A 22,436-nucleotide genomic window follows, 5' to 3' on the forward strand; every position below is an offset into this window, starting at 1 on the left:
GCCCGATCCTGGACCTTCAGTCGGATCGACAAGTTTATCCGACGTCGATTGAGAGCGTTACTGCGCAAGCAAGCGAAACGCCCGGGGATGGGTCGGTGTTATGCCGACCATCGCCGCTGGCCTAATAAGTACTTCGCTGCTGCCGGGCTTTTCACCTTATCCGAAGCTTGGCAGAAGGCGAGCCAATCACGATGTTGAAACCACCGACTGGAGAGCCGTGTGCGGGAGAACCGCATGCACGGTTCGGAGGGCGGGGAGGCCTAAGCCTCTCCGACCCCTATCAGGTAATTGTGCGGCCGGTGAAACTCGGCTATTAAATCCATCTCTCTGCTTCGGCTATCACGGTTTTGGCGCGGTTGGGGATTGGCTTTTTGCGGTGATAACACAGGTAGAGGGTTTCATTTACCGGATTGGCGAGCGGGTGCACCCGAATCTGCTCGGGCTTTTGGAAAGCGTCCACCGCATGGGCTGGCAGTACGGTAAAGCCCAGCCCCAGGCACACCGGCTCCAGGATCAGGTTGATTTGATTTGAAAAGCCGCTCTGGCGGAATTGTTCGGTGTGCTGAAACTCGGGGTAGTTGGCACCCAGCAGCAAACCGGCGTGATGGGCGCCATCGGGATGGTCAATAAACCCCAGCGCCAGCAATGCATCCCAGCTGGGTACCTCGATCTCGGCGGGTGTAACCAGCAGCAGGGCTTCGCGCCCAACGGCGGTACTGCTGACCTCCCCCAGGAAGGATGGCCGTGTCATAAAACCTATATGCACCTCAAAGCCCGCGATGGCCGCCTCAACGCCGGAGTTGGGCCCGAAGCGATAATCGATGGATAGCCCAGGGTGGCGGCGCTGCAACTCAAGCAAATGGGGATAGAGCTTGAGCCCCACGCTGCCCGGCGATATGAGCTTCACCAGCCCCTCGTGCGCGGAATCAGCACAGACCAGTTCTTCCAGATCGAACAGCGAACGAATAATACTGCGCCCTTCGTGGTAGAGCCGCACTCCTTCGTCGGTCAGGGTGAACTGCTTGCCCTGGCGCAGCAGCAGCGGGCGCCCCAGCTGCTCTTCGAGCTTGCGCACATGCTGGCTCACGCCCGACTGCGTCATGTGCAGCTGATCGGCCGTGCGGGTGAAATGCCCGATCTCAACCAACCGGCAGAAACTGTTAAGCCAGACGGGATTAATCATTACAAAAAATACTCAAATTATAATATTTGATAATTTTACATAATCAGCCGTGATTTGTAACCTGTGCTGCAACCCAATACAGGAAGCACCCCATGAGTAATCTATACCCGCGCAATTTCTCCCATATCGGCATATCCGTACCGGACCTCGAAAAAGCCGTCGAGTTTTATACCCAGGTGATGGGCTGGTATCTGATTATGAAGCCCACCGAAATCGTTGAAGACGACAGCCCCATCGGCGAGATGTGCACCGATGTGTTCGGCAGCAACTGGGACAGATTCCGCATCGCCCACCTTTCAACCGGTGATCGCATAGGCGTGGAGCTGTTCGAATTCAAGGGTCAGGTTAACCCTGAAAACAATTTTGAATACTGGAAGACCGGCATATTCCACTTCTGTGTGCAGGACCCGAACGTCGAAGAACTGGCCGAGCGCATAGTCGCCGCTGGCGGCAAAAAACGCATGGAAAAGCCGCGCTACTACTACCCCGGCGAAAAGCCCTACCGCATGATCTATATGGAAGATCCGTTTGGAAACATTCTGGAGATATACAGCCACAGCTATGAACTGATCTACGGCGCCGGCGCCTATTAATCAGATAGCGGGTTGATTATTACGACCCAATAGATGAAGCAGGGAAGCTTCATGCTTGAACAGGCTTGCATGCGCAAGCCTGTTAACCAATAACCAATCACGAATTACCAGCAACCGCAGCAAGCATTCACCAACCGTGGGCGAAACGCAATGGCAAAACACGGATAGGCACAGGCAACAGACAGGCAAAACGCGAACAGCGGCAGAACAGACAGCGGCAAGCGATATCAGCAGCTAGCTAGCGTCAAGGGGATACACCGAGGAAGACTCAGAGGTACAGCTTCACGAAGGTAGTGCCTTTCAGCGAACCAGCATCATGCCAAACGTAATAAGAGTTGCACCGTAAATAAGCTTTTCCACGAGTTCGATATCCAAGTGAAATGGGTGCTGCATGTGTGCCATGAGGCCTTTTAGTCCTGTCGGTTACAGTTAAATTTAAGAAGGTCGGAGCTACGAACTGGGGGTGGCAAATGCCGTCTGGAGCGAGGCGTGTCACGAGTTGAGGCGCGCGATTATAGAGTTTTTGTGCAGTGCGTCAATAGCCGAAAACAGAAATAGTTGCAAAGAGCGCAAAAATATTCTAGCCAGTAAAAAAACCACTTTCTGTCCTCGTTTTCGAAGCAATTTTCGTACCCCTACTGGCCCCTTCCCAGGCGTAATATTCGCCCGCAAGGCAGGCTCATAGAAGTGGCCTGAAGTGGCGCAAACGGACAGTTCACCAGGCTGCCGCATGACCATACGCACCAGGTAACGCCGCGCCGGGCTTAGCCGCAGAAAGACGTCACTCACTCAAGCGCTCTAAGGTTTCCATAAACCTGTCCAGGTCAGCACTGCGTTCAAAATCAAACTTGTACTTGTTGTGGAAATAGATATATAGCGTCACCCGGCCGTCCGTCATGGAGACCGTATAGCCATCGTATTCGGCCCGCGCCGTCACGCCATCCAGCACGTGACCCTCTGCGCCTTTCTCGCCGCGCTGCGTAATGCGATTGAACGCCTTGAGCGCCGAGACCACACTGAATCGATGTTCCATAACCCGCCCTACGGTAGTTGACAGCCCTTGTTCATGCGGCGCCTGAAACGCCAGCGGGCAAAATGCAGATAGGCCCATTGCAGCGCTGGCAGCAGACATAAAAAACCCACCAGTTTCGCCAGCCATCGATAGCCCGGCAGCCGCTGCCAGATCATCATGAAGTTGGCCGCCCCCGTAACCAGACGTCCGTCCTCGTCCAGGCCGTGCAGCACCGCCATGGCATCCAGGTAATCCACACCCACCGACGCCAGCCTGTTCGAATCCGCAACAATGTCCACCCACTCGATCAGCTGACGAGTATCGAGCCGCCGGTAGTGCGCAATCTCGCGGCGACAGAGGCCGCAGCTGCCATCATAAAAAATTACGGGTTTCATGGGGGGGCTATACGGGGGCACGGGGGGGATTGGTTCACTGGGCAGGGTCCGGATGCTGTTGAATGAATGGCTGTAAACGGCCCGGAATGAGGTTATTGGATCGCACCGGTTCCGCCCAGCTTCTGCTCGAAGGTGCTCGCAGATAAATGAAGGCCGTTCTGATTGTTCTGTACGGCGTAGCCTGATTCACGGTTGAAGCTTGCGGCGGTCGTATGAAGTCGCGCCCCGCGACGAAGCCTTTCCGCTGGGCTCTGACCGCATTTGGCGGCGCGACAGCCCCGCCTCGCCCGCTCGGGCCGGGCCGGACCGGGCCTGAGCGTCGTTACTCCCGCTTTCCGGAGAAGGCGCATGGCAGCACCCCGGCCGTCAAGGATTACCGACCGCTCAGCTTCCACGGGCCTGCGCACCTGTGAAGCCCGCATGCTGAGAGTACGGGAGCAGGATCGAAAGTTATCGATGGATGAACGGCCGAACGAGGTCAACATGCCCCGCAGCGGGGTCGAGGTCGCGGCTTTGCGCAAGGTAGTGGGTTCGCTGGCCACCCGCTGATTCTGCCGTTTCTTTATTCCCCCATGGGTCGGCCATCAATCGACATTGGGCCGTACGGGGCTATGCTGAAAATGAACCCGAAAACGCGGAGGCAACCCCATGATGTTCAAGAACCGCCAGGATGCCGGCCGGCAACTGGCGAAGGCTCTGGAGAAATACAGGGGCCAGGACGCCGTCGTCTTTCCCCTGCCCCGGGGCGGCGTCACGCTCGGTGTGGAAGTCGCCCGCGCGCTGTCCCTGCCGCTCGACCTGATCGTACCGCGCAAGATCGGACACCCAGGCAATCCCGAGTACGCGATCTGCGCCCTCGCCGAGGATGGCGAGCTGATCTGCAATTCGGCAGAAGCCGACAATGTGGACCCGCAGTGGCTGCGAGAACAGGTCGACAGCGAACACCGCGAAGCCGTACGCAGGCGTGAGCACTACATGCGCGGCCGGCCGCCGCAACCGCTGGATGGCCGGATCGCGATACTGGTCGATGACGGCATCGCCACCGGCCTGACCATGCAGGCAGCCATCCACGATATCCGTCACCGCGGCGCCAGCCGCATCGTCGTCGCCATACCGGTCGTGCCGTGGGAAACCTTCGAGTCCCTCAAGGCCGACGTCGACGACGTGGTCGCCCTTGATGCCCCGCTGCTCTACCGTGGCGCAGTCGGTGCCTACTACGAGGAGTTCGGCCAGGTAGAAGATGCCGAAGTGCTGGCACTGCTCGATGCGCTGCACCCGCCCGCATAATTGCGCGCCAGGGCGCCGGGCGGATGCCGATGGACTATGCTGAGAAATGCAGATAAACCTGCGGCAATCCGAGTCCGATTATTCGGGGGAGGTTAGCACTATGTCCATTTCACCGACCGTGCAGATATATCTGGATCGCCAGCATGTCCCCTACCACACGCTGCATCATGCCTATGCGGAAACCATGATGAGGTCGGCCATCGCCGCGCAGCTGCCTGCGCGCCAGGTCGCCAAGGGCGTCGTACTCAAGGACGATGAAGGTTTCGTGATGGCAGTGGTTCCGTCGGATCGCATGGTGGATATCGACGCCATCAATCGCAGCATGAACCGGCTGCTCGAACCCGCATCGCAACAGGACGTCAAGATCCTCTTTCGTGACTGCAACCAGGGCGCGGTCCCGTCACTGGGACAGGCCTACAACATGCCGGTCATCTGGGACGATGCGCTGGCACAGGAAGAAGACTGCTATTTCGAATGCGGTGACCATACCGACCTGATTCGCCTGGACAAGTCCTCGTTCGAGAAGGTCATGCACAGCTATCCGCACGGTGTCATCAGCCACTGAACGCAGTCAGACTGCGCTCGAAACGGCGCCTACCAGGGCGCCGTTTTTTTAGCACCGCCCGCACGCCAGGACGTTCGAGCCCTCGTCTCACGAAACGGCCAGCCGCACGCAGCATGTCGAAACGCTGCGGACCTGAGCCCGTAGCGAATGCCCGGGCTCACAGGGCCAACGGGCGCCGGGTATCGGGGCCCTATCGAGCGGGCGTTCAGCCGGAGCGCCCCAGCAGCGTCAGGTAATCGAGCACGTCGAACACGCGGCCGACATACTTCTCCCGCAGCTGGAACTCGGCGCCATGATCCTGCTTCAGGTCCTGCCGGATGGCCTGCAGCAGCTTGCGCAGACGGCGCCGGTGCACGCCGAAGCGGGCCTGCAGCGGATCGGTCAGGATACCGATGAAGGTGGACACGAACGCCATTACCACCACCATGGCGGCGATAACGGCCAGCAGCGTCGGCAACGACGGGGTCACCGGCACCAGCGCATAAAAGTAGGACCCGGCCACGGGCCCCAGCCAGAAACTCGATACCGCGGCGTACTTGGCCACCGAGGCGGCAATAGCGCTGCCGGCACTGAGACTGCCGAAAGAGGCCTGCCCCAGCGCCAGCTGGCTGGACAGCAGCACCACGACATTGCCGGCGAACTCTGCCGTACCGGTACGCGAAGCGCCGTACTCGGCCAGTTTCAGCTCAAGCTGACGCCGAAAGGCCGGGTTCTGCTGTCGCCCCGCAGCAGCGTGCAGCCTGGCGTCGATAAGACCGGCCAGCGCCGGGTCCTTGAGAATTTCGTCCATCAGGGCATCCTTGCGGCTTTCACGCACGCCGTCCCGATGCGGCAGCTCCAGCAGCTCCGTCACCACCAGCCAGCCGACCTGGCGATCCAGGTTGGTGGTCAGGCCGCAGGGTACCCTGTTCAGGGCCGCCGCCACACCGGCAAACCCCGCCAGCCCGGCCAGTTGCCCCAGCAAAAAGAGCACCAGCCGTGCAACCGACCAGATGATGTTCAGCGGCACCCGGACCAGATCCCAGCCAAGCGCATGGGCATGCAGCCTGAGACTCCCCCTGATGGAATAATGATGCCGCACGAAGCGCCCGACCCGGTTTTCCCGGGCGGCCATATAGCGATCGATGGCCCGGCTCACGGCCTCTTCGACGATCTGCTCATAGCCCTGCGCGCGCGCTTGCGGTGCCTGGTGCGATGCGGCCCCTGCAGGACCTGCTGTATGCAGCGAACTCACGTCGATCCCCCGGCTTCTCGGTGTTCAATGTGTATTGGGCAGGCTCGGCGCTGCCGGATGAGGTTTTCATCCACATCCGGCGTAAAGGTACCACAGCAACTGCAGCCACATCATGTTCACCCGCATCCAATGGCTCACCGGATGCGAAGCGGCGTCAGGCGCCGAATGTGTGCTGATCCCCACCTGCAAATACTGACCGTGAACAAACACAACCCGTCGGTTTGGACGCGTAACGCATCCAGATCTACCGGCTCAGACAGATAAAACGCAATGACGGATTGGCTGCTTGCCCGCCGGCTTATGGCCATGGATCGCGGAAGGCCGCCCCACGGAGGGCCGCCCCGCGGAAGGCCGCCCTGATAGTTCTGTAGTGCGATGCCATGGTGCCCGTAGGAGTCGCGCCCCGCGACGAAGCCTTTCGCTGCGCTCTGCCCTCGCCGGCTTCATAAGGGGGACCGGAGCCGCGCTGAAATTTGGTTGCCAATCTGATGGTCTGGGCTCAATTGCCTGTACAGAAGCCTTACCCCGTTGTACCTTTCATTAGCCTGTCAGCATTTAGTTGATAAACAGCAGACGGGCCAAGCAGGCATCGCAGCGGATGCGCCCTGCAACCAAACACCGCCCGGCGCACCTTGCTGCAAGAAAAAAGAGCCAAGAGACAGGCGCCCAGGCAAACGTACCACCGACAATCGTCAGCTGAGCATGGAAGCCAGTCTGGGTGACCTCACCCCCTCTATCCCTTCTATATTCCCCTGACCTGCACACACCACCACTCGCATTCCGTCACAGGGCGGGCGGTAGCGTGGCTTTTCGATCTGATGGCAAGTGGTGATGCGTGATCTGACCCTATTATTGTGTCAGAAGGCAAAAGACAAGACCTGACCGTATGACTCACGATGTTTCTGCCATAAGGAGGATAGAATGTCGGACATAACGCTAAACTTCATCAATAAATCCAATGATCAAAACAACTCTGAATTTGTAATATTTTCCAAGAATACTTTCGGCGGCTCTGATTACAGCTCAGTTGCCTGGAAGGTGATTCGAAATCTTGGTACAGGTGACACTCACCAATTTGTATACCCAAGCAATTTTTCCGTTTCTGTCGAAGACAACTATGGAAATTACACGCCACAGTTGAAGGCGAACCCGGGAGACCTTTTTGCCATGGTCAAGGACCAAACGGGTGACGTGATAAAACATCTAGGGACAGGAAATTATGGGAATGCATTCAAGGTCGAAAACCGCCTTGAGCAAGGCTCCATAAAAGCGAAGATTTACAAAGATGGAAAGTTATTCAACTCAAGCCCCAGTTTGGCTCCAGACCAAAAAGTCACATTTGAATTAGATCCTGTAATTTGCATAAGTGCTGTTTCGCATATTCAGGAAGGTGACGCTATAGAATCTGCGGCCGTTTCTTCGAAACCTTCTGAAATATCTTTATTGGGAATTAAGTCTGCCGATATTGTTGTTACCGGTGGTGGGCCTGGCAACGCTGCTGAGCCGTTCAAGTTTGAATTGGACAACGTGGTTGAATCCTGAGTTTTCACCGGATCCCGGTATGTTCGGACCCGACAGGATTGCCCAACGCCTCACAGACGCGATTCAGGACGTCCCTGCGCCGCTCTCCGTCCTTCAGATGGCTGCCATGCAGCTTGAACCACTCGTCGATCAGCTGGGACAGACGCCGCCGGTCGGCCTTCTTCGGCTCCCAGTCCGGGCCCTGGGCATGCTGTGCCCTTAACCAGGCCTCCCAGCGCTTGCCCTCGGCCTTGGTCTTGAACGTCTTGCGGTATCGGGGGCAGGAGTGTCCGATATGGATATCGAACTTCCAGCCGCTGTCGGTCTTGGTGATAGCCATGAAGCACCAATTAGATGATATAATTTCCTCCTAAATTGAGAACTCTAGACTCTATCACATTAGATTAAACTAAAATCCCATATTAGCTTTTAGCTTGATTTTTCCAACTAGCGTGCTTATAGAGTATAAACAGGGACAGTATGACCATTAATTTTGATGTTGTAATCGAAACCCCAGAAGACTCGGTCGACATGAAGGCCGGGCTAGAATCTTTACAAGGTGTATCGGATGCAACTCGTTGCATTTCGGAAGCTATACTGACTGGAAATACACCACAGAGACTGTCACATAAGGGAAAGGTTAGAACTGCTTTAAAAAGAAGGTTCAAAGGCTCGTACGGCCAGATCTTCAGCCTAGATATTCATGACGAAAAGTTAAAATCAAGATTTAATCTCATTGGAAAAGAAACCTTCGTTGAATTAATTACATATTTCATAAGCGAGGCTTTATACAAAGACTCAGTACAACTATCTGATAAAGCCCAAAAAGTGCTGGATAGTCTAGGCGATTCGGCCGATAAGGTAGTAAAACAACTGCGTAAGTCCTCATTAGAGAACATCCATAAAATTTCAGTTTATTTTGATCATGACATTAAAATTAGATATAGAAAAAACAGACTGGAGTAAGAAGTAATTGCAAAGTTCGATAGTTCGACGGCTAAAGTTCTTGAAGCAAAAGAATCAAAAGATATTATAGACTTAACTGTTAGCATTACCCGTTTAAATATCAACACTGGAAATGGTCGGTTCCTAATTAAAGGGCAAAACGATACAGTAGCCTTTGGCTTCGGCGTAAATTACAGCGAAGTAAAAATAAGAGCCAAGAAACTATTTTCAGAAAATTTAAACTATAACAACGGTCTAAAGAGTGAAGATTGGAAATACCTAAAAATTAGTGCCTCACCTATAACTTTAAAAGATGGAAAAGTGGTCAAGTATATCGTCAAGAGAATTACAAATGACCAATAGATATATAATTGCAGCTGCAGTCACTATAGCCGTAGTTTTTTTATCATATTTTATACATTTTTATATGATTCTTGGCTATAAGATATCTAATGACTCTGCCATTTGGGCACAACTCGGCGATTATGCAGGAGGTATCCTCAATCCTATTCTAAGTTTCATTTCGATTGTTCTATTAATTAAATCATTAACCCTTCAAAATCAGGCCAACTTGGATCTTAGAAGAGAAATAAAAAACAACGAGAAAACAGAAAAATTAAAATCTTTCGAATCTATATTTTTTAATATGATTAATTCACAAAAATATTTATTTGACACATTTCGAATTGAAGTCAGTATAGACGAAGAATATGTGACAAGGACTGGCGTTGAAGCAGTTATTGAAATTGAAAACGCAATAGAAGCAAGAAGAGAAAATAATCCTAATGATAATATTGTTCAAGAATATCTTGATAACCTTGACGCTTTCGATCAAATATTTGGGATTACCCGAACTTTCTACATAATGGTGAAGATGATTTCAGAGAAGTTGAGTGACTCCCATGGCTTTAATTTGGAAGATAGAAATTCACATTTTTTAACATTATTAAACTTTACAGATTTCGCTCAACTCAGGCTTATCATGATCTGCGTACAATTTATGGACTTTGAGTCAGTAAAATACTTGAAAAATAATGATGAATTCAAAGCCGTTCTTGATGAAACGGGTTTAAGCTACGAGCTATACTAGACAAATAAAAATTACTAACTCAAAGAGAGCGTTCAGAGTTCTGTTTCAGACGATAACTGTTATATTTTATCTACCAAAAAATAAAAACTATCAAATCTGACATTCTTTTGTGATAAAAGTTTTCTCCTTTTTATTATAAACCGATACATAACCTCTATCTAACGTAGCAGAAAGTTCACCAGAGTTTACATTTTTACAATGCGTTTTTGAAAAATACTCTGTTTCTAACAGAATCTCACCTGAAATCTGGTCATAAAAATTTTCCGCTTCTTCAACATATTCAAAAGAAAACGATATTAACATTAGCAAAGAAAAGAGACCTAAAAATCGCGCCAACACATTAATAAATTTTAATGTTTCCCCATCCCTTCTCTTTTCAAAGAAGATAATAATCCAGTAAATTGAAATCAATATAAAAATAACAAAAAAAACGATAAGAAACCAAGACGCCGGGACAAACAAAAAAGATATAACACTAGTAGCAAAAGGGAAATAACTTGGATCAACCCCTACAAATTCATTTACAAAATCATTAGCAAAAATCTCAGAAAGCTTATAAGCAAATAGCGCCAAACCAGCCAAAACAAATCTAAATAAAACACTTGAATATATTTTCATTACGACATAAGCGTATTCAATCAATGTTGCAATAGATAATAATGCTCCTGATAACAAAACCAACAACAAAGACCAATCTATAGCCCATAAAATATAATAAAATTCCCATAATAAACGCAATAATATAGCGATGATTAGAATTATCACCCCAAGGCGATACATCTTCTCGTAAATAAGCGAGCAAGGAAACTTCAAGCCACTATCATTAATAGCCATGATATTGCCATCTCTTTAAGTATATACTTGTTAATATAGTTAGCCAGTTATTCGTAAAAGTGCATATATCAATATAACATTAAGAGTAACCGATGCCATCAGCATTACGGTCTTGTAGTCGGGAGAGTCGTTAGCAGCTTGAACAGGCCGCTTGGGATACTCTAAACGTTCGGCAAGTCTCTGTAGGCGATTCGAGGGTCACCCATTAGCCGACGGTGGTCAGGTCTTGCCTTTTGACACTTTAACGAGTTTTGGCACCCAAACCTCAGAACGGCCCCCTCCCCCTTATGAAGCCGGCGAGCACTGTGGTCATTTTGCGAATTGGCCCGAAGGGGCGATACCGGGACTGCCGAGCCGCAGATTAGGAGCATGAATGTGCCGGCTCTTCACCTTGACGGCAGGGCGCCCCCAAAATGGCCGCAGAGCACAGCGAAAAGGCTTCGTCGCGGGACGCGACTCCTACGACCGCCGCAAGCTTCAGCAGTCAATCAGGCTACGCCGGTATCATTGAATCACTACGAACTATCAGAACGGCTCCCTCCCCCCTCAGCAGCCGACGAGCACCGGGATTATGCTCCGATCAGACCCGAAGGGGCGAGACAGGGACTGTCGAGCCGCCGATTGGGGACATGGATGTCCCCTTAGCGGCGTCCGGAGCATCATTCCGGCGCGCAGTGCAGCCGAAGGCCGGCTGATGGGTGGCGCTTTTCTTTGGATACTTTCTTTGCGCGTGCAAAGAAAGTAACGCGCCAGCAAGGCGCAATACGCACCCAAACAACGCCAGAAATAGTCCCGTTTACCACCTTTCAATAAAGTAACCAGCTAGCCAACTGGCTCCCACCGTTAGCCCCTTTCCCCCAAAACCACCACCCTCTCCCGCCGCCACAAGACAAACACCAATGTCAGCAGCATCGGCCCCACCACCATCAGGTTTACCCACTGCCAGCCGTGCAGCTCCAGCAAGAACCCGGCGAGTAAATTCGAGCCCGCCACCACGCTGAACAACAGCGTATCGTTCAGTGCCTGGGCCCGCTCGGCGTCCTCGGGCCGGTAGCTGTCTGCCAGCATATCGGTCGCGCTGACGAACATCAGATTCCAGCCAACGCCCAGCAGCAACAGGGCGGCGGCAAAGTTCAGCTTGTCGACACCGGCCAGATTGATACTCACCGCCACCAGGAAGCAGACGATACCCAGCGCTGCGGTGCTGCGGCTGCCGAACCGGCGCACCAGGCGGCCGGTGACAAAGCTCGGCGCGAACATGCCCAGCGTATGCAGCTGAATCACCCAGTTGGAATCACTGCTGGCAAACCCGTACAGGCGCATGGCCAACGGTGTGGAGTTCATGATGAAGGCCATCGCCGCAAAGCCGATGGCACCCACCCACACCGCCAGGGCAAAACCCGGCTGGGCCGCGATCTGGCGCAGCGAGCGCTGTGCGCCCCTGGCAGGTGACCGGCGAACACGCAGGCGGGATTTGAGCAGCAACAGGGCCGTCAGCAGGCAGAGGGCGGCAACGGTCAGGTAGGTGCCAGCGTAGAGCTTAAGCAGCAGTCCCTGGCTCCAGTTGGCCAGCGGGCCACCGATCAGCGCGGCCAGTACGCCCCCGCTGAGCACCAGTCCGATGGCACGGCTGCGCCAGACCGGCGGTGCCTGTTCGATGGCGGCAAAGCGATAGTGCTGCCAGGTCGCATTGTGTATTCCCAAGCCCAGCGTCGCGATGCAAAACCCCGTGAAGCTGCCCTGCAACGCACAGACGGCCGCCAGCAGTGCCGACAGCGCGCCGATCAGTTGGCCCAGCAAGAACACCGGCCTGCGGCCATAGCGGCGCATCGCCAGCGCCACCACGAAGGCCCCCGCCGCCATGCTGACGAACTGCAGCGCCAGCGGCAGTGTGGCCAGTGACTTGTTATCCGCCAGCCCGAACCCGGTGAGCGCCGCCACCGTGAGGTACAGCATCACCCCGGTCTGGGACAACGCCAGCGCCAGGCTCAGCAGGATCAGGTCATTACGCGCAGTCACCGACACTGTCCTGTCTTGCACCGCTTCACTCGATTCCATGTGGATACTCCCGAATTTCAAAGAAAAAACGACTTTTTTGCGCATTGGCCAGGCGGGGCGAGCCAGGAACTGTCGAGCTGGCGAAATGGCGAAATGGCTTCAGAACACAGACAAAAGGCTTCGTCGCGGGACGCGACTTCATACGACTGCCGCACGCTTCAGCAGGGAATCAGGCTTCGCCGGTATTGTTAAATCACTACAGAACGATCAGAGCCGGCGAAATGCGCTCAGAGCTCAGAGAAAAGGCTTCGTCGCGGGACGCGACTCCTACAAACACCACAAGCTTCGGCAGGGAATTAGGCTGCGCCGGTATTGTTAAATCACTACAGAACGATCAGAGCCGGCAAAATGCGCTCAGAGCGCAGCGAAAAGGCTTCGTCGCGGGACGCGACTTCATACGACCACCGTAAGTTTCAGCAGGGACGTACAGAGCGATCAGAACGGCCGTCATCCCCCTTGTGAAGCCGGCGAGCGCTAAGGTCATTCTGCGAACAGGCCCGCAGGGGCGATACAGGGACTGTATCGACGCTGATTAGCACATGGATGTGCCGGCTCTTAACCTTGGAGGCCGGCGCCCGCAAAATGGCATCAGAGCGCAGCGAAAAGGCTTCATCGGGGCGCAATCTTTAAGGTAAAAAGCCTTGGTTACTTTCTTTGCGCGTGCAAAGAAAGTAACGCGCCAGCAAGGCGCAAAACACGGCCCCCGACAACCACCTCACCATAAATTCCAACAGTCCTCACCAATAACGAGCTGTTCTCTCAGGCATTAGCCGTTAAAGGTAAACACGCTAACAGCCAACCTCAAACCGGAAACGACACCCTCGCCTCTCCCAGCCCCTCAAACCGCCCCACCACCTCGGCCCCCGGCTCAACAAACACCATCCCCGTCCAGGTACCGGTCGTCACCAAATCGCCCTTTTTCAGCCCACCGCTGCGACCGGTCAGATGATTTGCCGTCCAGTGCACCAGAAGCATGGGATCGCCCACCGAATGGGCGCCCTGGCCGCGCACCCGCACTTCGCCATCAACGATCAGCTCACCGGCAAGCTTGGCCGGGTCCAGCGTGCGCCAGTCCTGGGTGCCGCTGCCGACGATCAGTGCGGCGTTGATCTGGTTGTCGGCCAGCTTCCACAGCTCGGCGCAGGTTTTCCAGGGTTTGAGGCGTGTATCGACCACCTCGATCGCCACGTAAACGCCCTCGATCGCGGCGGCGACTTCCTCGGCGCTATAGGCCTGATCCCGCGGCGGCAGGTCTGAGTTGAAGCGATAGCACAGCTCAACCTCGATACCGATCATGTGCAGGCTGTCGGCCGGAATCACCGTCGGCGACGCGCTCACCACCGACTCGAAGATGGGCGCGGCATAGGGTTCGGTTTCGATATTGGGAGCACCGACCTTCCAGGTGCGGATGCCCTCGGGGCAACGAGCTTCAGTCACTATGGCCTGGATGGCGTAGGCATCGTCCTTGCTCTGGGGTTCCAGCGCCTGCGGCAGCTGCTCGATCTGCTGGCCGCTGTTGTAGGCCTGCAGAAAGAGTTCGGCGGCCTGTTCCACCTGGGTTTGGGTTAGTGACATGGCTGTCTCCTGTATAGGGTTGGAATCATGAAAGAGGTAAAGCTAAAAATCGTCATCGTGTTTTAATGGGAATTCGGGAAGTTTGCTGTTGGCGAATCCCTGCCGTCCCATATTTCGGGCGTGGCTGCTTGCCCGGTGGCTATTTGTTACTTCCATTGCGCTTTGCTGGCGCGATACTTTCTTTGCTCGTGCAAAGAAAGTATCCAAAGAAAGCACGCCCGAAGCAGCCTCAACTACTGCGCGCTGAAACGATTTTTCGGATGCCGCTGACGTCACGTCCCTGTGCCGCATCGGCAGCTCGGCATCCATGCCTCGCCCCTGCCGGGTCTTATCGAAAAATAGTCCCAGTGCTCGTCGGCTCCTAACGGGATTCGGGGTGGTAGCTGCAAGTCACTGGGAGTGCTTCGGCTAGCTAGCCTATCCCGCCAATGACATAACCAGCGACCGACGGCTACGCCGGCCAGTGCGGTTCTCCAAGATCGGCGCGGGCCTTGGCTTCGTACTGCTCGGCCAGGTCGAACAGCGACCGGTCGCTGCCAAAGCGGCCCACCAGCTGAAAGCCGATCGGCAGGCCGGTGCGCGATGGCGCCGACGGCAGGTTGATGGCCGGGTGGCCGCAGGCATTGACCCAGCCGGTATAGATGGCGTGGCCGCGCGGGCCGACCTCGCGGCCGTCGATATGGTCGGGGTACGGTGTCGCTGCCGGCCAGGGCAGTGCCGCGGCCGAGGGCGTCATGATGATGTCGATGTCGCCATAGGCCGCCGTCACCTGGGCACGGAACGCATCGATACTTTCCAGCGCCCGCAGATACGCCGGTGCACCCACCGCCGCGCCCGCCTCTGCCATGCCCGCAAAGCGCTCGGAGGCAAGTTCCCGGGCCTGTGGATAACGCTCAAACAGGGAGGCAACACCCACCTGCCCCAGCACCGGCCAGAATGCATTGACGAAATCGAGGCTGAACGGCAGCGGTCCTTCGCTAACCTGGTGACCGAGGGCGCGCAGCCTGTCGCAAGCACCGGCCACGCTGGCGGCGATCTCCGGGTCCAGCGCATTGCCGCCGAAATCATTCACATAGAGAATGCGCAGCGGCTTTTGAGTCCCGGGCTCGGCTGCCGCCCTTTCGGATTCAGCAGTGGCGGCACCTGAGGCAAACAGCGACTTGCGATCGCGGTCATCGGGCCCCGCGATCAGCTCAAACAGCAGCCGCGTATCGGCCACGGTGCGGGCAATGGGGCCGATGACCTCGAAATCCAGCAGAATCGGCGGCAGGCCGTTACAGCGCGCCACCGCACCGATGGAGGGCTTGAACCCCACAAGGCCGGTGTGGGAGGCCGGGCGGCGAATGGAGCCGCCGCCGTCAGTACCGATGGCCAGCGGGCCAAAGCCCGCCGCCACGGCCGCCACCGCGCCACCACTGGAGCCGCCGGGGGTCAGGTCCGGGTTCCAGGGGTTGCGCGTAACGCCGAACAGCGGATTGTCGGTGTAGCCCTCCAATGTGAATTCCGGCACGTTGGTCTTGCCGAGAATCAACATGCCGGCGGCGCGCATGCGCGCCACCGGCAGCTCGTCGACATTCGGCACATAGTCGGCAAACAGCTTCGAGCCCCAACTGCAGACCAGATCCTGCACCTGGATATTGTCCTTCACCGTCACCGGCACGCCGTCCAGCGCGCTCAGCGGCGCACCCGCCGCCCAGCGCTCGCCGCTCGCCTGTGCCGCCTTCGCGACCGCCGGATTGGCGGTCACGATGGCATTGAGCTGCGGGTTCAGGGCCGCAATGCGCTGTTCGATTGCCGCCAGTACCTGCACCGGCGTCAGCGCGCCGCCGGCATAGGCGGCACTCAGCTGTGCCGCACTCAGGGACCAGAGGGCCTGCGGGGCCGCGTCGGACCCGGCGTGCGAATCGGCTTTCACATCAGGCTCGCCTGCCATCACGTTCTCCATCATTTCAGTCATTCGTTGTTAGAGCATCAGGTTGGGCAGCCAGAGCGCGATCTGCGGGAAGATCATCAGCGCCAGGGTAAAGGCCAGCATCATCAGCATATACGGCAATACGCCCCACATGACTTCCTGAATGTTACCGCCATCCTTGCGCACGCTCTGCACCACGAACAAGTTCATGCCCACCGGCGGCGTGATCATGCCCAGTTCGCACATCAGCACGATGAAGACACCAAACCAGATCGGGTCCACACCCATGGCCATCATGATGGGATAGGTAATGGGAATCGTCACCACCTGCATGGACAGCACATCCATGAACATGCCAAGGCACAGGTAGAACAGGATCAGCACCAGCAGCAGCCCGGTGGTCGACAGCCCGAAGGAGGTCACCCAGGCGGTGAGATCATCCACCACGCCGGTCAGGCTGATGGTGAGGTTCAGTATAAAGGCGGCGGTGATGATCAGCAGGATCATGCCGGTGATGCGCGCCGTCTGCACGAAGCAGTTCTTGAAGAACTCAAGATTCAGCCGGCCGGATCTCCAGCCGAAGAACAGTGCCGCCATCACGCCAAGTGCGGCGGACTCGGTCGCTGTGGCGATGCCCAGGTAGATACTGCCCATGACGATGCCGAAGATGACCGCCGGCGGAATCAGGTTGACCGACAGGCGCAGCTTGTCCTTCAGCGAGACCGTTTCCTCCCGCTTGCCCTCGGGGCCCCAGTTGGTCACGGCGATATAGCCCATGAACAGCAGGCTGAGCAGAATGCCCGGCAGGAGGCCTGCCATGAACAGCTTGCCGATGGAGTTGTTGGTCAGCGAGCCGTAGATCAGCATGTTGACGCTGGGCGGAATCAGAATCCCCAGGGTGCCGCCGGCCGCGAGGCTGCCCAGCGCCTGTTTCATCGAGTACTTGCGATCCCCCAGGGTCGGCAGCGCCACGGTGCCGATGGTGGCTGCGGTGGCAACCGACGAGCCCGAGGTGGCGGCAAAGAGCGCGCAGCAGCCGATATTGGTGTGGATAAGCCCGCCCGGCAGGCGCCCGAGCCAGGCCGCCATGGCCACGTACATGCGATCGGCGATGCCGCTGCGCAGCATCAGCTCACCCAGCAGCACGAACAGCGGAATGGCGGTGAGGATGTTCTCGTTGTGCACGCTCCAGATCACGGAACCGGTGGATTCCAGGAACGGCCAGCCGAACACGATGCCGCCACCGACCATGCCCACCAGTGCCATGGTGACGGCAATGGGCAGGCCCAGCAACAGCATGCCCAGCATGGCAAAAAAGGTCAGAAATACGATGGATACACTCATTTTACAGCCCCCGCGGTGCCCGTTACGGTAACAGCCGACATCGGCTCCTGAGGCCGGTTTGCGTCCTGCGCCCCATCCTGTGAATGCGAGCGGTGCTCAAAGTCCTCGAGTTCCTCTTTGACTTCCTCGGACACGCCCTTGGGATGGAACTCGGTGTTCAGGGTGTCGTGACTGCCGCTGAACAGCAGCCAGGTGGCACGCACGGCAAAGCCCGCGGACACCACGGCAAAGGTCGCGATGCTGGCAAACCAGACGCCCTGTGGATAAATCAGCGGCGTGGCCCAGGGCGTTGCCGCCGTGCTGCCATAATCCCGGGTTTCGCCGATCACCTTGTAGGTGGTCCAGCACAGGGTGGCCGCAAAGGCCGCCATCAGCACCGCCGACAGCCAGTTAAGCAGGGTCTGCAGCCTACGCGGCAGCAGATCGTGGAACAGGTCGATACGAATATGGGTACGGCCCAGCAGCGCCAGCGAAAACGCCAGGGTGCCGCCGATGGCCAGGGCATAGCCGCCGAGTTCGTCGGCGCCCTGCAACGACATGCTGAAAAATTTGCGCAGAACCGTTTCGACCGAGACCAGTACGGACAGCAGCACAAACACCGTGCCGAACACCATGCTGGCAATCGTCTCTATACGTTTCATCAAGACACCTCACTCTGGTAGGAAAAACGGGCCGAAGGGCTGTCGCCACCCCGGCCCGTGTTACTCAGCGGTTAGAGCCCAACAGACTCACCGAGAACCTTTTTCCAGTCAGCCGAGCACTGCGGGTTGGTCTTGTCGCAGACTTCCGACCAGGTCGGGTAGGAGACTTCCTTCACGCCGTTGCGCAGCAGCGCCATATCGTTGTCGCTGACCGGCACTTCGGTCAGGGTGAAGCTGGTACCGGTGTTGCACGGCGTGGCACCCACATTGCAGCGCCCGGCATCGTCGAACAGCTCTTCGGAGTAGGCCCAGATTTCGTCCACCAGACCATCGAAGGCGCCCTGCAGCGTCGCCTGCTGCTCAGGTGTGAACTTGTTCCAGGTGTCCAGGTTGATGCCGTAGCCATTGAGCGCCATCTGGAAGGCCAGCGGCAGCACGTGGGTGGTCACTTCCGGCCAGCCGGCGGAGTTGGCAGAGCTTGGGCCGGTAATGGCGCAATCCACCACGCCCAGCGCCAGGCTCTGGTGCACGTCGCCAAAGCCCAGCGGCACCGGAATGCCACCCACGGACTCGACAAACTGCGCCAGGTTCTGGTCATACACCCGCACCTTCAGGCCTTTCACATCGCTCAGGCTGGTAATGGGATGCTTGCAGAACAGCACCTGGGGCCCGAACGGCCAGACGCCCAGCAGTTTGGTGTTGAAGCGCTCCTGCAGCCGCTTGTCGACCACTTCGCTGTACTTGTCCGCCACATCGCGGCCGGCCTTGTAATCGGGGCTCAGGCCCACCAGGTCGAGACCCAGAATGGTGGGTTCGTCACGGGAGACCTGGGACATGCGCAGCGAGACCAGGTCGAACATGCCGGACTTGAGTACGCGCAGTTCCTCCACATCCTTGATGCCGGTGGTATCCAGCGGCTTGTAGTTCACTTCAATCGGCAGGCCGGTTTTCGCCTGCAGGGTTTCAAAGAACGGCTGCTCCTTGTTTTTCTGGATCAGGCCGGTGGCCAGCGGCTGGCCCACCACCCTCAGCTTTACCGTATCCTGTGCCATCGCCGGGGCGGCGACGACACAGGCGCCCAGTACTGCGGCCAGTAGTGTTTTTTTCATGCTGTGGCTCCTTATTTTTATAATCAAACAGTCGGGTTGACTGGTTTCAGGCATTGCCGCGTGCGGCAAAGATTGGCGGCCGGCACACCGGCCGCCGTATTCCGTGTGATCGTTCCGGTTGTCAGGCGGCGCGCACGGCGGCGCCGGTTCCCGCGGCCGCTTCGGCCAGGTAATCCAGCGCCGCCTGCACACCGCCCTTGTTGTGGGCAATGCCGGCGACATCCAGGCCCATTTCCACACCCGCCAGGGTGCCGATCAGGGTGAGGTCGTTGAAGTCGCCCAGGTGGCCGATGCGGAACACCCGGTCCTGCAGCTTGTTCAGACCCGTACCGAGCGACATGTCGAAGTTCTCCAGGATCACCGCGCGCAGGCGGTCCGCGCTCTCGCCTTCAGGCATCAGCACGGCGGTCAGTACGTTGCTGTGCTCACTGGGCACCAGGCTCAGCACTTCCAGGCCCCAGGCACGTACCGCCCGGCGAGTGGCTTCGCTGTAACGGGCATGGCGCGCAAAGACATTGTCCAGCCCTTCTTCCAGCAACATGGCGATGGCTTCTTTCAGGCCGTACAGCAGGTTGGTGGCCGGCGAATAGGGAAAGTAGCCCTTGGCGTTGTGCTGCAGCATCTCGTCCCAGCCCCAGTACGAACGCGGCAGGCCCGCATTCCTGGAGGCCGCCAGCGCCTTGGCGCTGATGGTATTGAAACTCAGCCCCGGCGGCATCATCAGGCCCTTCTGCGAGCAGGTGATGGCCACATCCACGCCCCACTCGTCGGTGCGAAAGTCCACCGAGCCCAGGCCCGAAATGGTATCCACCAGCAGCAGCGCCGGGTGGCCGGCAGCATCGATGGCGCGGCGCACGGCCGCCACATCGCTGGTCACGCCGGTGGAGGTTTCGTGGTGTACCACGCAAACCGCCTTGATCTGGTGATCGCGGTCCTCGCTCAGGTGACGCTGCACCGCGGCAGGATCCACACCGTGGCGCCAGTCACCGTCGATGAACTCGGCTTGCAGCCCGAGCTTTTGCGCCATGGAGTGCCACAGGGTGGCGAACTGGCCCGTTTCGCACATCAGCACCCGGTCACCCGCACTCAGGGTATTCACCAGGGCCGCTTCCCAGGCACCGGTGCCGGAGGCCGGGTAAATCACCACCGGATTATCTGTTTTGAAAATCTGCTTCATGCCGGCCAGCACCGTTTTGCCAAGCTCGGCGAATTCCGGCCCGCGGTGATCCATGGTTGGTTTGTCCATCGCCCGCAGAATGCGATCAGGCACATTGCTGGGCCCTGGAATCTGCAAAAAATGGCGGCCACTTCGGTAAGTCATTCGCGATCTCCTTGTTGTTATAAAAGATGCGTTGCCCTGGGCAGCGCACCGGCGTGCTCAATGACAGGCGCCAGGCTGGGGGCTCCAGCCTTCATGAACTCGGTGTTACACCCCGCCTAGCAGCCTGTCGGGCTTGACCGGTCGTAGCGAGGAAATGGCCGTTTTGAGTCAGTTTTTGGGCTCTTTTAAGGCGAATAGTGGTTCTATTTAACGAAAAAGAGCACGAAAAGTGGCCAAAATCGGCGTTTCCGCAGTAGATCAGTGTTAAGCCCGACAGGCTGCTAACGCACCCGCGGCTTGGCCATCTCGGGCCGGCCGCAGGGCAGGAAGCGACCACGCCCCACCGCATTGCTGGGCGCGCCCTGGCCCCAGACCACTTCCCCGCGGGACAGGGTGGTTTCGGGCCAGCCGGTGATCTGCATGCCCTCGTAGGGGGTGTAGTCCACATCGTGGTGCAGCTGTTCGTTGCGGATGGTGACTTCGCGCTGCGCATCCCAGATCACCAGGTCGGCGTCGGCGCCCACGGCAATGCTGCCTTTTTGCGGGTAAAGACCGTACAGCTTGGCCGGGTTGGTGGACGTGAGTTCGACAAAGCGGTTGATGCTGATGCGACCCTTGCCCACGCCTTCGGAAAACAGCAGCGGCAGGCGCGTTTCCAGCCCCGGAATGCCGTTAGGGATGTAGTGGAAATCCACTTCCTTGCCGCCCGGCTTCTTGCCCAGCGGGTCGTCGTAGTTAAAGGGGGCATGGTCGGATGAGAAGATGGTGAACAGGCCATCGCTGAGGCCATCCCAGATCACCTGCTGGTTGGCTTCATCGCGCGGCGGCGGGCTGCAGACGCACTTGGCGCCCTCGTAACCGTCGATGCCCAAATCCTCGGCGGTGAGGAACAGGTACTGCGGGCAGGTTTCGGCAAACACGCTCAGGCCCTGGCCCCGCGCCCAGCGAATCTGCTCCACCGCTTCGCGGCCGGACACATGCACGATCAGGATCGGCACATCCACCAGCTCCGCGTAGGCGATGACACGGTGGGTCGCTTCACGCTCCACCAGCATCGGCCGGGCGGCGGCGTGATAGCGCGGCTCGGTATGGCCTGCGTCCAGCAGACGCTTGGTCAGCCAGCCGATGCAGTCGGAGTTTTCGGCGTGGATCATGGCCATGGCGCCTTCGTTGCGCGCCACGCTGAGCACATCCAGAATCTGGCCATCGTCCAGCTTCAGATCATCGTAGGTCATGTAGATCTTGAACGAAGTGCAGCCCTCGCGGATCAGCTGCGGCAGCTCGTCCTTGAGCACCGCTTCGGTAGGGTCGGTAACGATCAGGTGAAAGGCGTAATCCACCAGCGCCTTGCCCTCGGCGCGGCGGTGATAGTCCTCCACGGCGGCGCGCAGCGACTGGCCCTTTTCCTGGGCGGCAAAGGGAATCAGGGTGGTGGTGCCGCCACAGGCCGCGGATCTTGTACCGCTGGTAAAGTCATCCGCCATCTTCATGCCCTCGGGCATGGGCTGATCCAGGTGACAGTGGGCATCGACCCCGCCCGGCAGCACCAGCTTGCCGCTGGCATCGATTTCGTCGCGGCCGGCGCCGAGGTTTTCACCCAGCGCCACGATGCGCCCGTCCCGAATGCCGATATCGCAGTGGGAGGTATCGGCGGCGGTAACGACCTGGCCGTTGCGGATGACCATATCGAACTGGGGCTGGATTGGCGAAGACTGATCAGACATTTTGATTCCTCTTTCGAGAGCGGCTCACCAGGCGGCCGTTACTGGCAATAGCCAGCGGCTCAGCGGCCGGTTGCGCATCCACATCGTTAAGCG

The 22,436-nt window shown here is 57.2% G+C and carries 22 protein-coding genes; 7 read left to right on the forward strand and 15 right to left on the reverse strand.

What is annotated here, in order from left to right; all coding sequences use genetic code 11:
• Positions 1-313: 313 nt before the first annotated feature.
• Positions 314-1,183, reverse strand: a complete 870-nt coding sequence (locus tag F451_RS0122360; protein ID WP_020683651.1) for a LysR family transcriptional regulator — start codon at positions 1,181-1,183, stop codon at positions 314-316.
• Positions 1,184-1,275: 92 nt separating this feature from the next.
• Here F451_RS0122360 and F451_RS0122365 point away from each other — a divergent pair, with 92 nt between their 5' ends.
• Entirely contained in the window at positions 1,276-1,776 is a 501-nt protein-coding gene (locus F451_RS0122365; RefSeq protein ID WP_020683652.1) for a lactoylglutathione lyase family protein, read from the forward strand.
• 781 nt (positions 1,777-2,557) lie between these two features.
• Here F451_RS0122365 and F451_RS0122375 read toward each other — a convergent pair.
• Together F451_RS0122375 and F451_RS0122380 are read right to left on the reverse strand one after the other, a co-directional pair.
• Positions 2,558-2,809: a DUF3081 family protein gene (locus F451_RS0122375; protein WP_020683654.1), complete on the reverse strand. Its 252-nt coding sequence runs from the start codon at positions 2,807-2,809 to the stop codon at positions 2,558-2,560.
• A gap of 8 nt (positions 2,810-2,817) precedes the next feature.
• Positions 2,818-3,183 carry a thiol-disulfide oxidoreductase DCC family protein gene (locus F451_RS0122380; RefSeq protein WP_020683655.1) on the reverse strand — a complete coding sequence of 122 codons (366 nt, stop codon included), beginning with the start codon at positions 3,181-3,183 and terminating at the stop codon, positions 2,818-2,820.
• A gap of 348 nt (positions 3,184-3,531) precedes the next feature.
• Between F451_RS0122380 and F451_RS27905 the strand changes: the two genes are divergently transcribed.
• The 3 genes from F451_RS27905 to F451_RS0122395 all read left to right on the forward strand — a co-directional run bounded on the left by F451_RS27905 (position 3,532) and on the right by F451_RS0122395 (position 5,035).
• Positions 3,532-3,732 (forward strand): hypothetical protein, encoded by a 201-nt coding sequence (locus F451_RS27905; protein ID WP_156826598.1) that lies wholly within the window; start codon positions 3,532-3,534, stop codon positions 3,730-3,732.
• Between the two features lie 99 nt (positions 3,733-3,831).
• On the forward strand, positions 3,832-4,470 hold the full coding sequence (locus F451_RS0122390; protein ID WP_020683657.1) for a phosphoribosyltransferase: 639 nt from the start codon (positions 3,832-3,834) through the stop codon (positions 4,468-4,470).
• Positions 4,471-4,570: 100 nt separating this feature from the next.
• The gene (locus F451_RS0122395; protein WP_026291985.1) at positions 4,571-5,035 is read left to right on the forward strand and encodes an aminoacyl-tRNA deacylase; all 465 of its coding nucleotides are present in this window, start codon (positions 4,571-4,573) and stop codon (positions 5,033-5,035) included.
• Between the two features lie 205 nt (positions 5,036-5,240).
• Here the strand turns inward: F451_RS0122395 and F451_RS0122400 are convergent, their stop codons facing one another.
• Positions 5,241-6,269: a DUF6635 family protein gene (locus F451_RS0122400; protein ID WP_020683659.1), complete on the reverse strand. Its 1,029-nt coding sequence runs from the start codon at positions 6,267-6,269 to the stop codon at positions 5,241-5,243.
• Positions 6,270-7,190: 921 nt separating this feature from the next.
• Here F451_RS0122400 and F451_RS0122405 point away from each other — a divergent pair.
• On the forward strand, positions 7,191-7,811 hold the full coding sequence (locus F451_RS0122405) for a hypothetical protein (protein WP_020683660.1): 621 nt from the start codon (positions 7,191-7,193) through the stop codon (positions 7,809-7,811).
• Between the two features lie 4 nt (positions 7,812-7,815).
• Here the strand turns inward: F451_RS0122405 and F451_RS0122410 are convergent, their stop codons facing one another.
• Positions 7,816-8,130 carry a phage integrase gene (locus tag F451_RS0122410; protein WP_020683661.1) on the reverse strand — a complete coding sequence of 105 codons (315 nt, stop codon included), beginning with the start codon at positions 8,128-8,130 and terminating at the stop codon, positions 7,816-7,818.
• A 140-nt stretch (positions 8,131-8,270) separates the two neighbouring features.
• Here F451_RS0122410 and F451_RS28240 point away from each other — a divergent pair, with 140 nt between their 5' ends.
• Together F451_RS28240 and F451_RS0122420 are read left to right on the forward strand one after the other, a co-directional pair.
• Entirely contained in the window at positions 8,271-8,756 is a 486-nt protein-coding gene (locus tag F451_RS28240) for a hypothetical protein (protein ID WP_020683662.1), read from the forward strand.
• Between the two features lie 331 nt (positions 8,757-9,087).
• Positions 9,088-9,825 (forward strand): hypothetical protein, encoded by a 738-nt coding sequence (locus F451_RS0122420; protein ID WP_020683663.1) that lies wholly within the window; start codon positions 9,088-9,090, stop codon positions 9,823-9,825.
• A 90-nt stretch (positions 9,826-9,915) separates the two neighbouring features.
• Here F451_RS0122420 and F451_RS0122425 read toward each other — a convergent pair whose 3' ends face one another.
• The 10 genes from F451_RS0122425 to hydA all read right to left on the reverse strand — a co-directional run bounded on the left by F451_RS0122425 (position 9,916) and on the right by hydA (position 22,343).
• Positions 9,916-10,659 carry a hypothetical protein gene (locus F451_RS0122425; RefSeq protein WP_020683664.1) on the reverse strand — a complete coding sequence of 248 codons (744 nt, stop codon included), beginning with the start codon at positions 10,657-10,659 and terminating at the stop codon, positions 9,916-9,918.
• 843 nt (positions 10,660-11,502) lie between these two features.
• Complete coding sequence (locus F451_RS0122430; protein WP_020683665.1) at positions 11,503-12,717, reverse strand: MFS transporter; 1,215 nt, start codon at positions 12,715-12,717, stop codon at positions 11,503-11,505.
• Positions 12,718-13,518: 801 nt separating this feature from the next.
• Positions 13,519-14,292, reverse strand: coding sequence for a 2-keto-4-pentenoate hydratase (locus F451_RS26330; protein WP_020683666.1), 774 nt, complete (start codon positions 14,290-14,292; stop codon positions 13,519-13,521).
• 42 nt (positions 14,293-14,334) lie between these two features.
• Entirely contained in the window at positions 14,335-14,601 is a 267-nt protein-coding gene (locus F451_RS0122440; protein WP_020683667.1) for a hypothetical protein, read from the reverse strand.
• A 142-nt stretch (positions 14,602-14,743) separates the two neighbouring features.
• Positions 14,744-16,240: an amidase gene (locus F451_RS0122445; protein WP_205624058.1), complete on the reverse strand. Its 1,497-nt coding sequence runs from the start codon at positions 16,238-16,240 to the stop codon at positions 14,744-14,746.
• A gap of 15 nt (positions 16,241-16,255) precedes the next feature.
• A complete protein-coding gene (locus F451_RS0122450) occupies positions 16,256-17,548 on the reverse strand; it encodes a TRAP transporter large permease (RefSeq protein ID WP_020683669.1) in 1,293 nt (430 codons plus the stop codon).
• Positions 17,545-18,189 (reverse strand): TRAP transporter small permease, encoded by a 645-nt coding sequence (locus F451_RS0122455; protein WP_020683670.1) that lies wholly within the window; start codon positions 18,187-18,189, stop codon positions 17,545-17,547. Before F451_RS0122455 ends, F451_RS0122450 begins: the two co-directional genes overlap by 4 nt.
• A gap of 71 nt (positions 18,190-18,260) precedes the next feature.
• Positions 18,261-19,298: a TRAP transporter substrate-binding protein gene (locus tag F451_RS0122460; protein ID WP_020683671.1), complete on the reverse strand. Its 1,038-nt coding sequence runs from the start codon at positions 19,296-19,298 to the stop codon at positions 18,261-18,263.
• 121 nt (positions 19,299-19,419) lie between these two features.
• Positions 19,420-20,619, reverse strand: a complete 1,200-nt coding sequence (locus tag F451_RS0122465) for a pyridoxal-phosphate-dependent aminotransferase family protein (RefSeq protein ID WP_020683672.1) — start codon at positions 20,617-20,619, stop codon at positions 19,420-19,422.
• Positions 20,620-20,900: 281 nt separating this feature from the next.
• Complete coding sequence (gene hydA, locus F451_RS0122470) at positions 20,901-22,343, reverse strand: dihydropyrimidinase (protein WP_020683673.1); 1,443 nt, start codon at positions 22,341-22,343, stop codon at positions 20,901-20,903.
• Between the last annotated feature and the right edge of the window lie 93 nt (positions 22,344-22,436).

The organism is Marinobacterium rhizophilum DSM 18822 (assembly GCF_000378045.1).
Classification (GTDB): Bacteria; Pseudomonadota; Gammaproteobacteria; order Pseudomonadales; family Balneatricaceae; genus Marinobacterium_A; species Marinobacterium_A rhizophilum.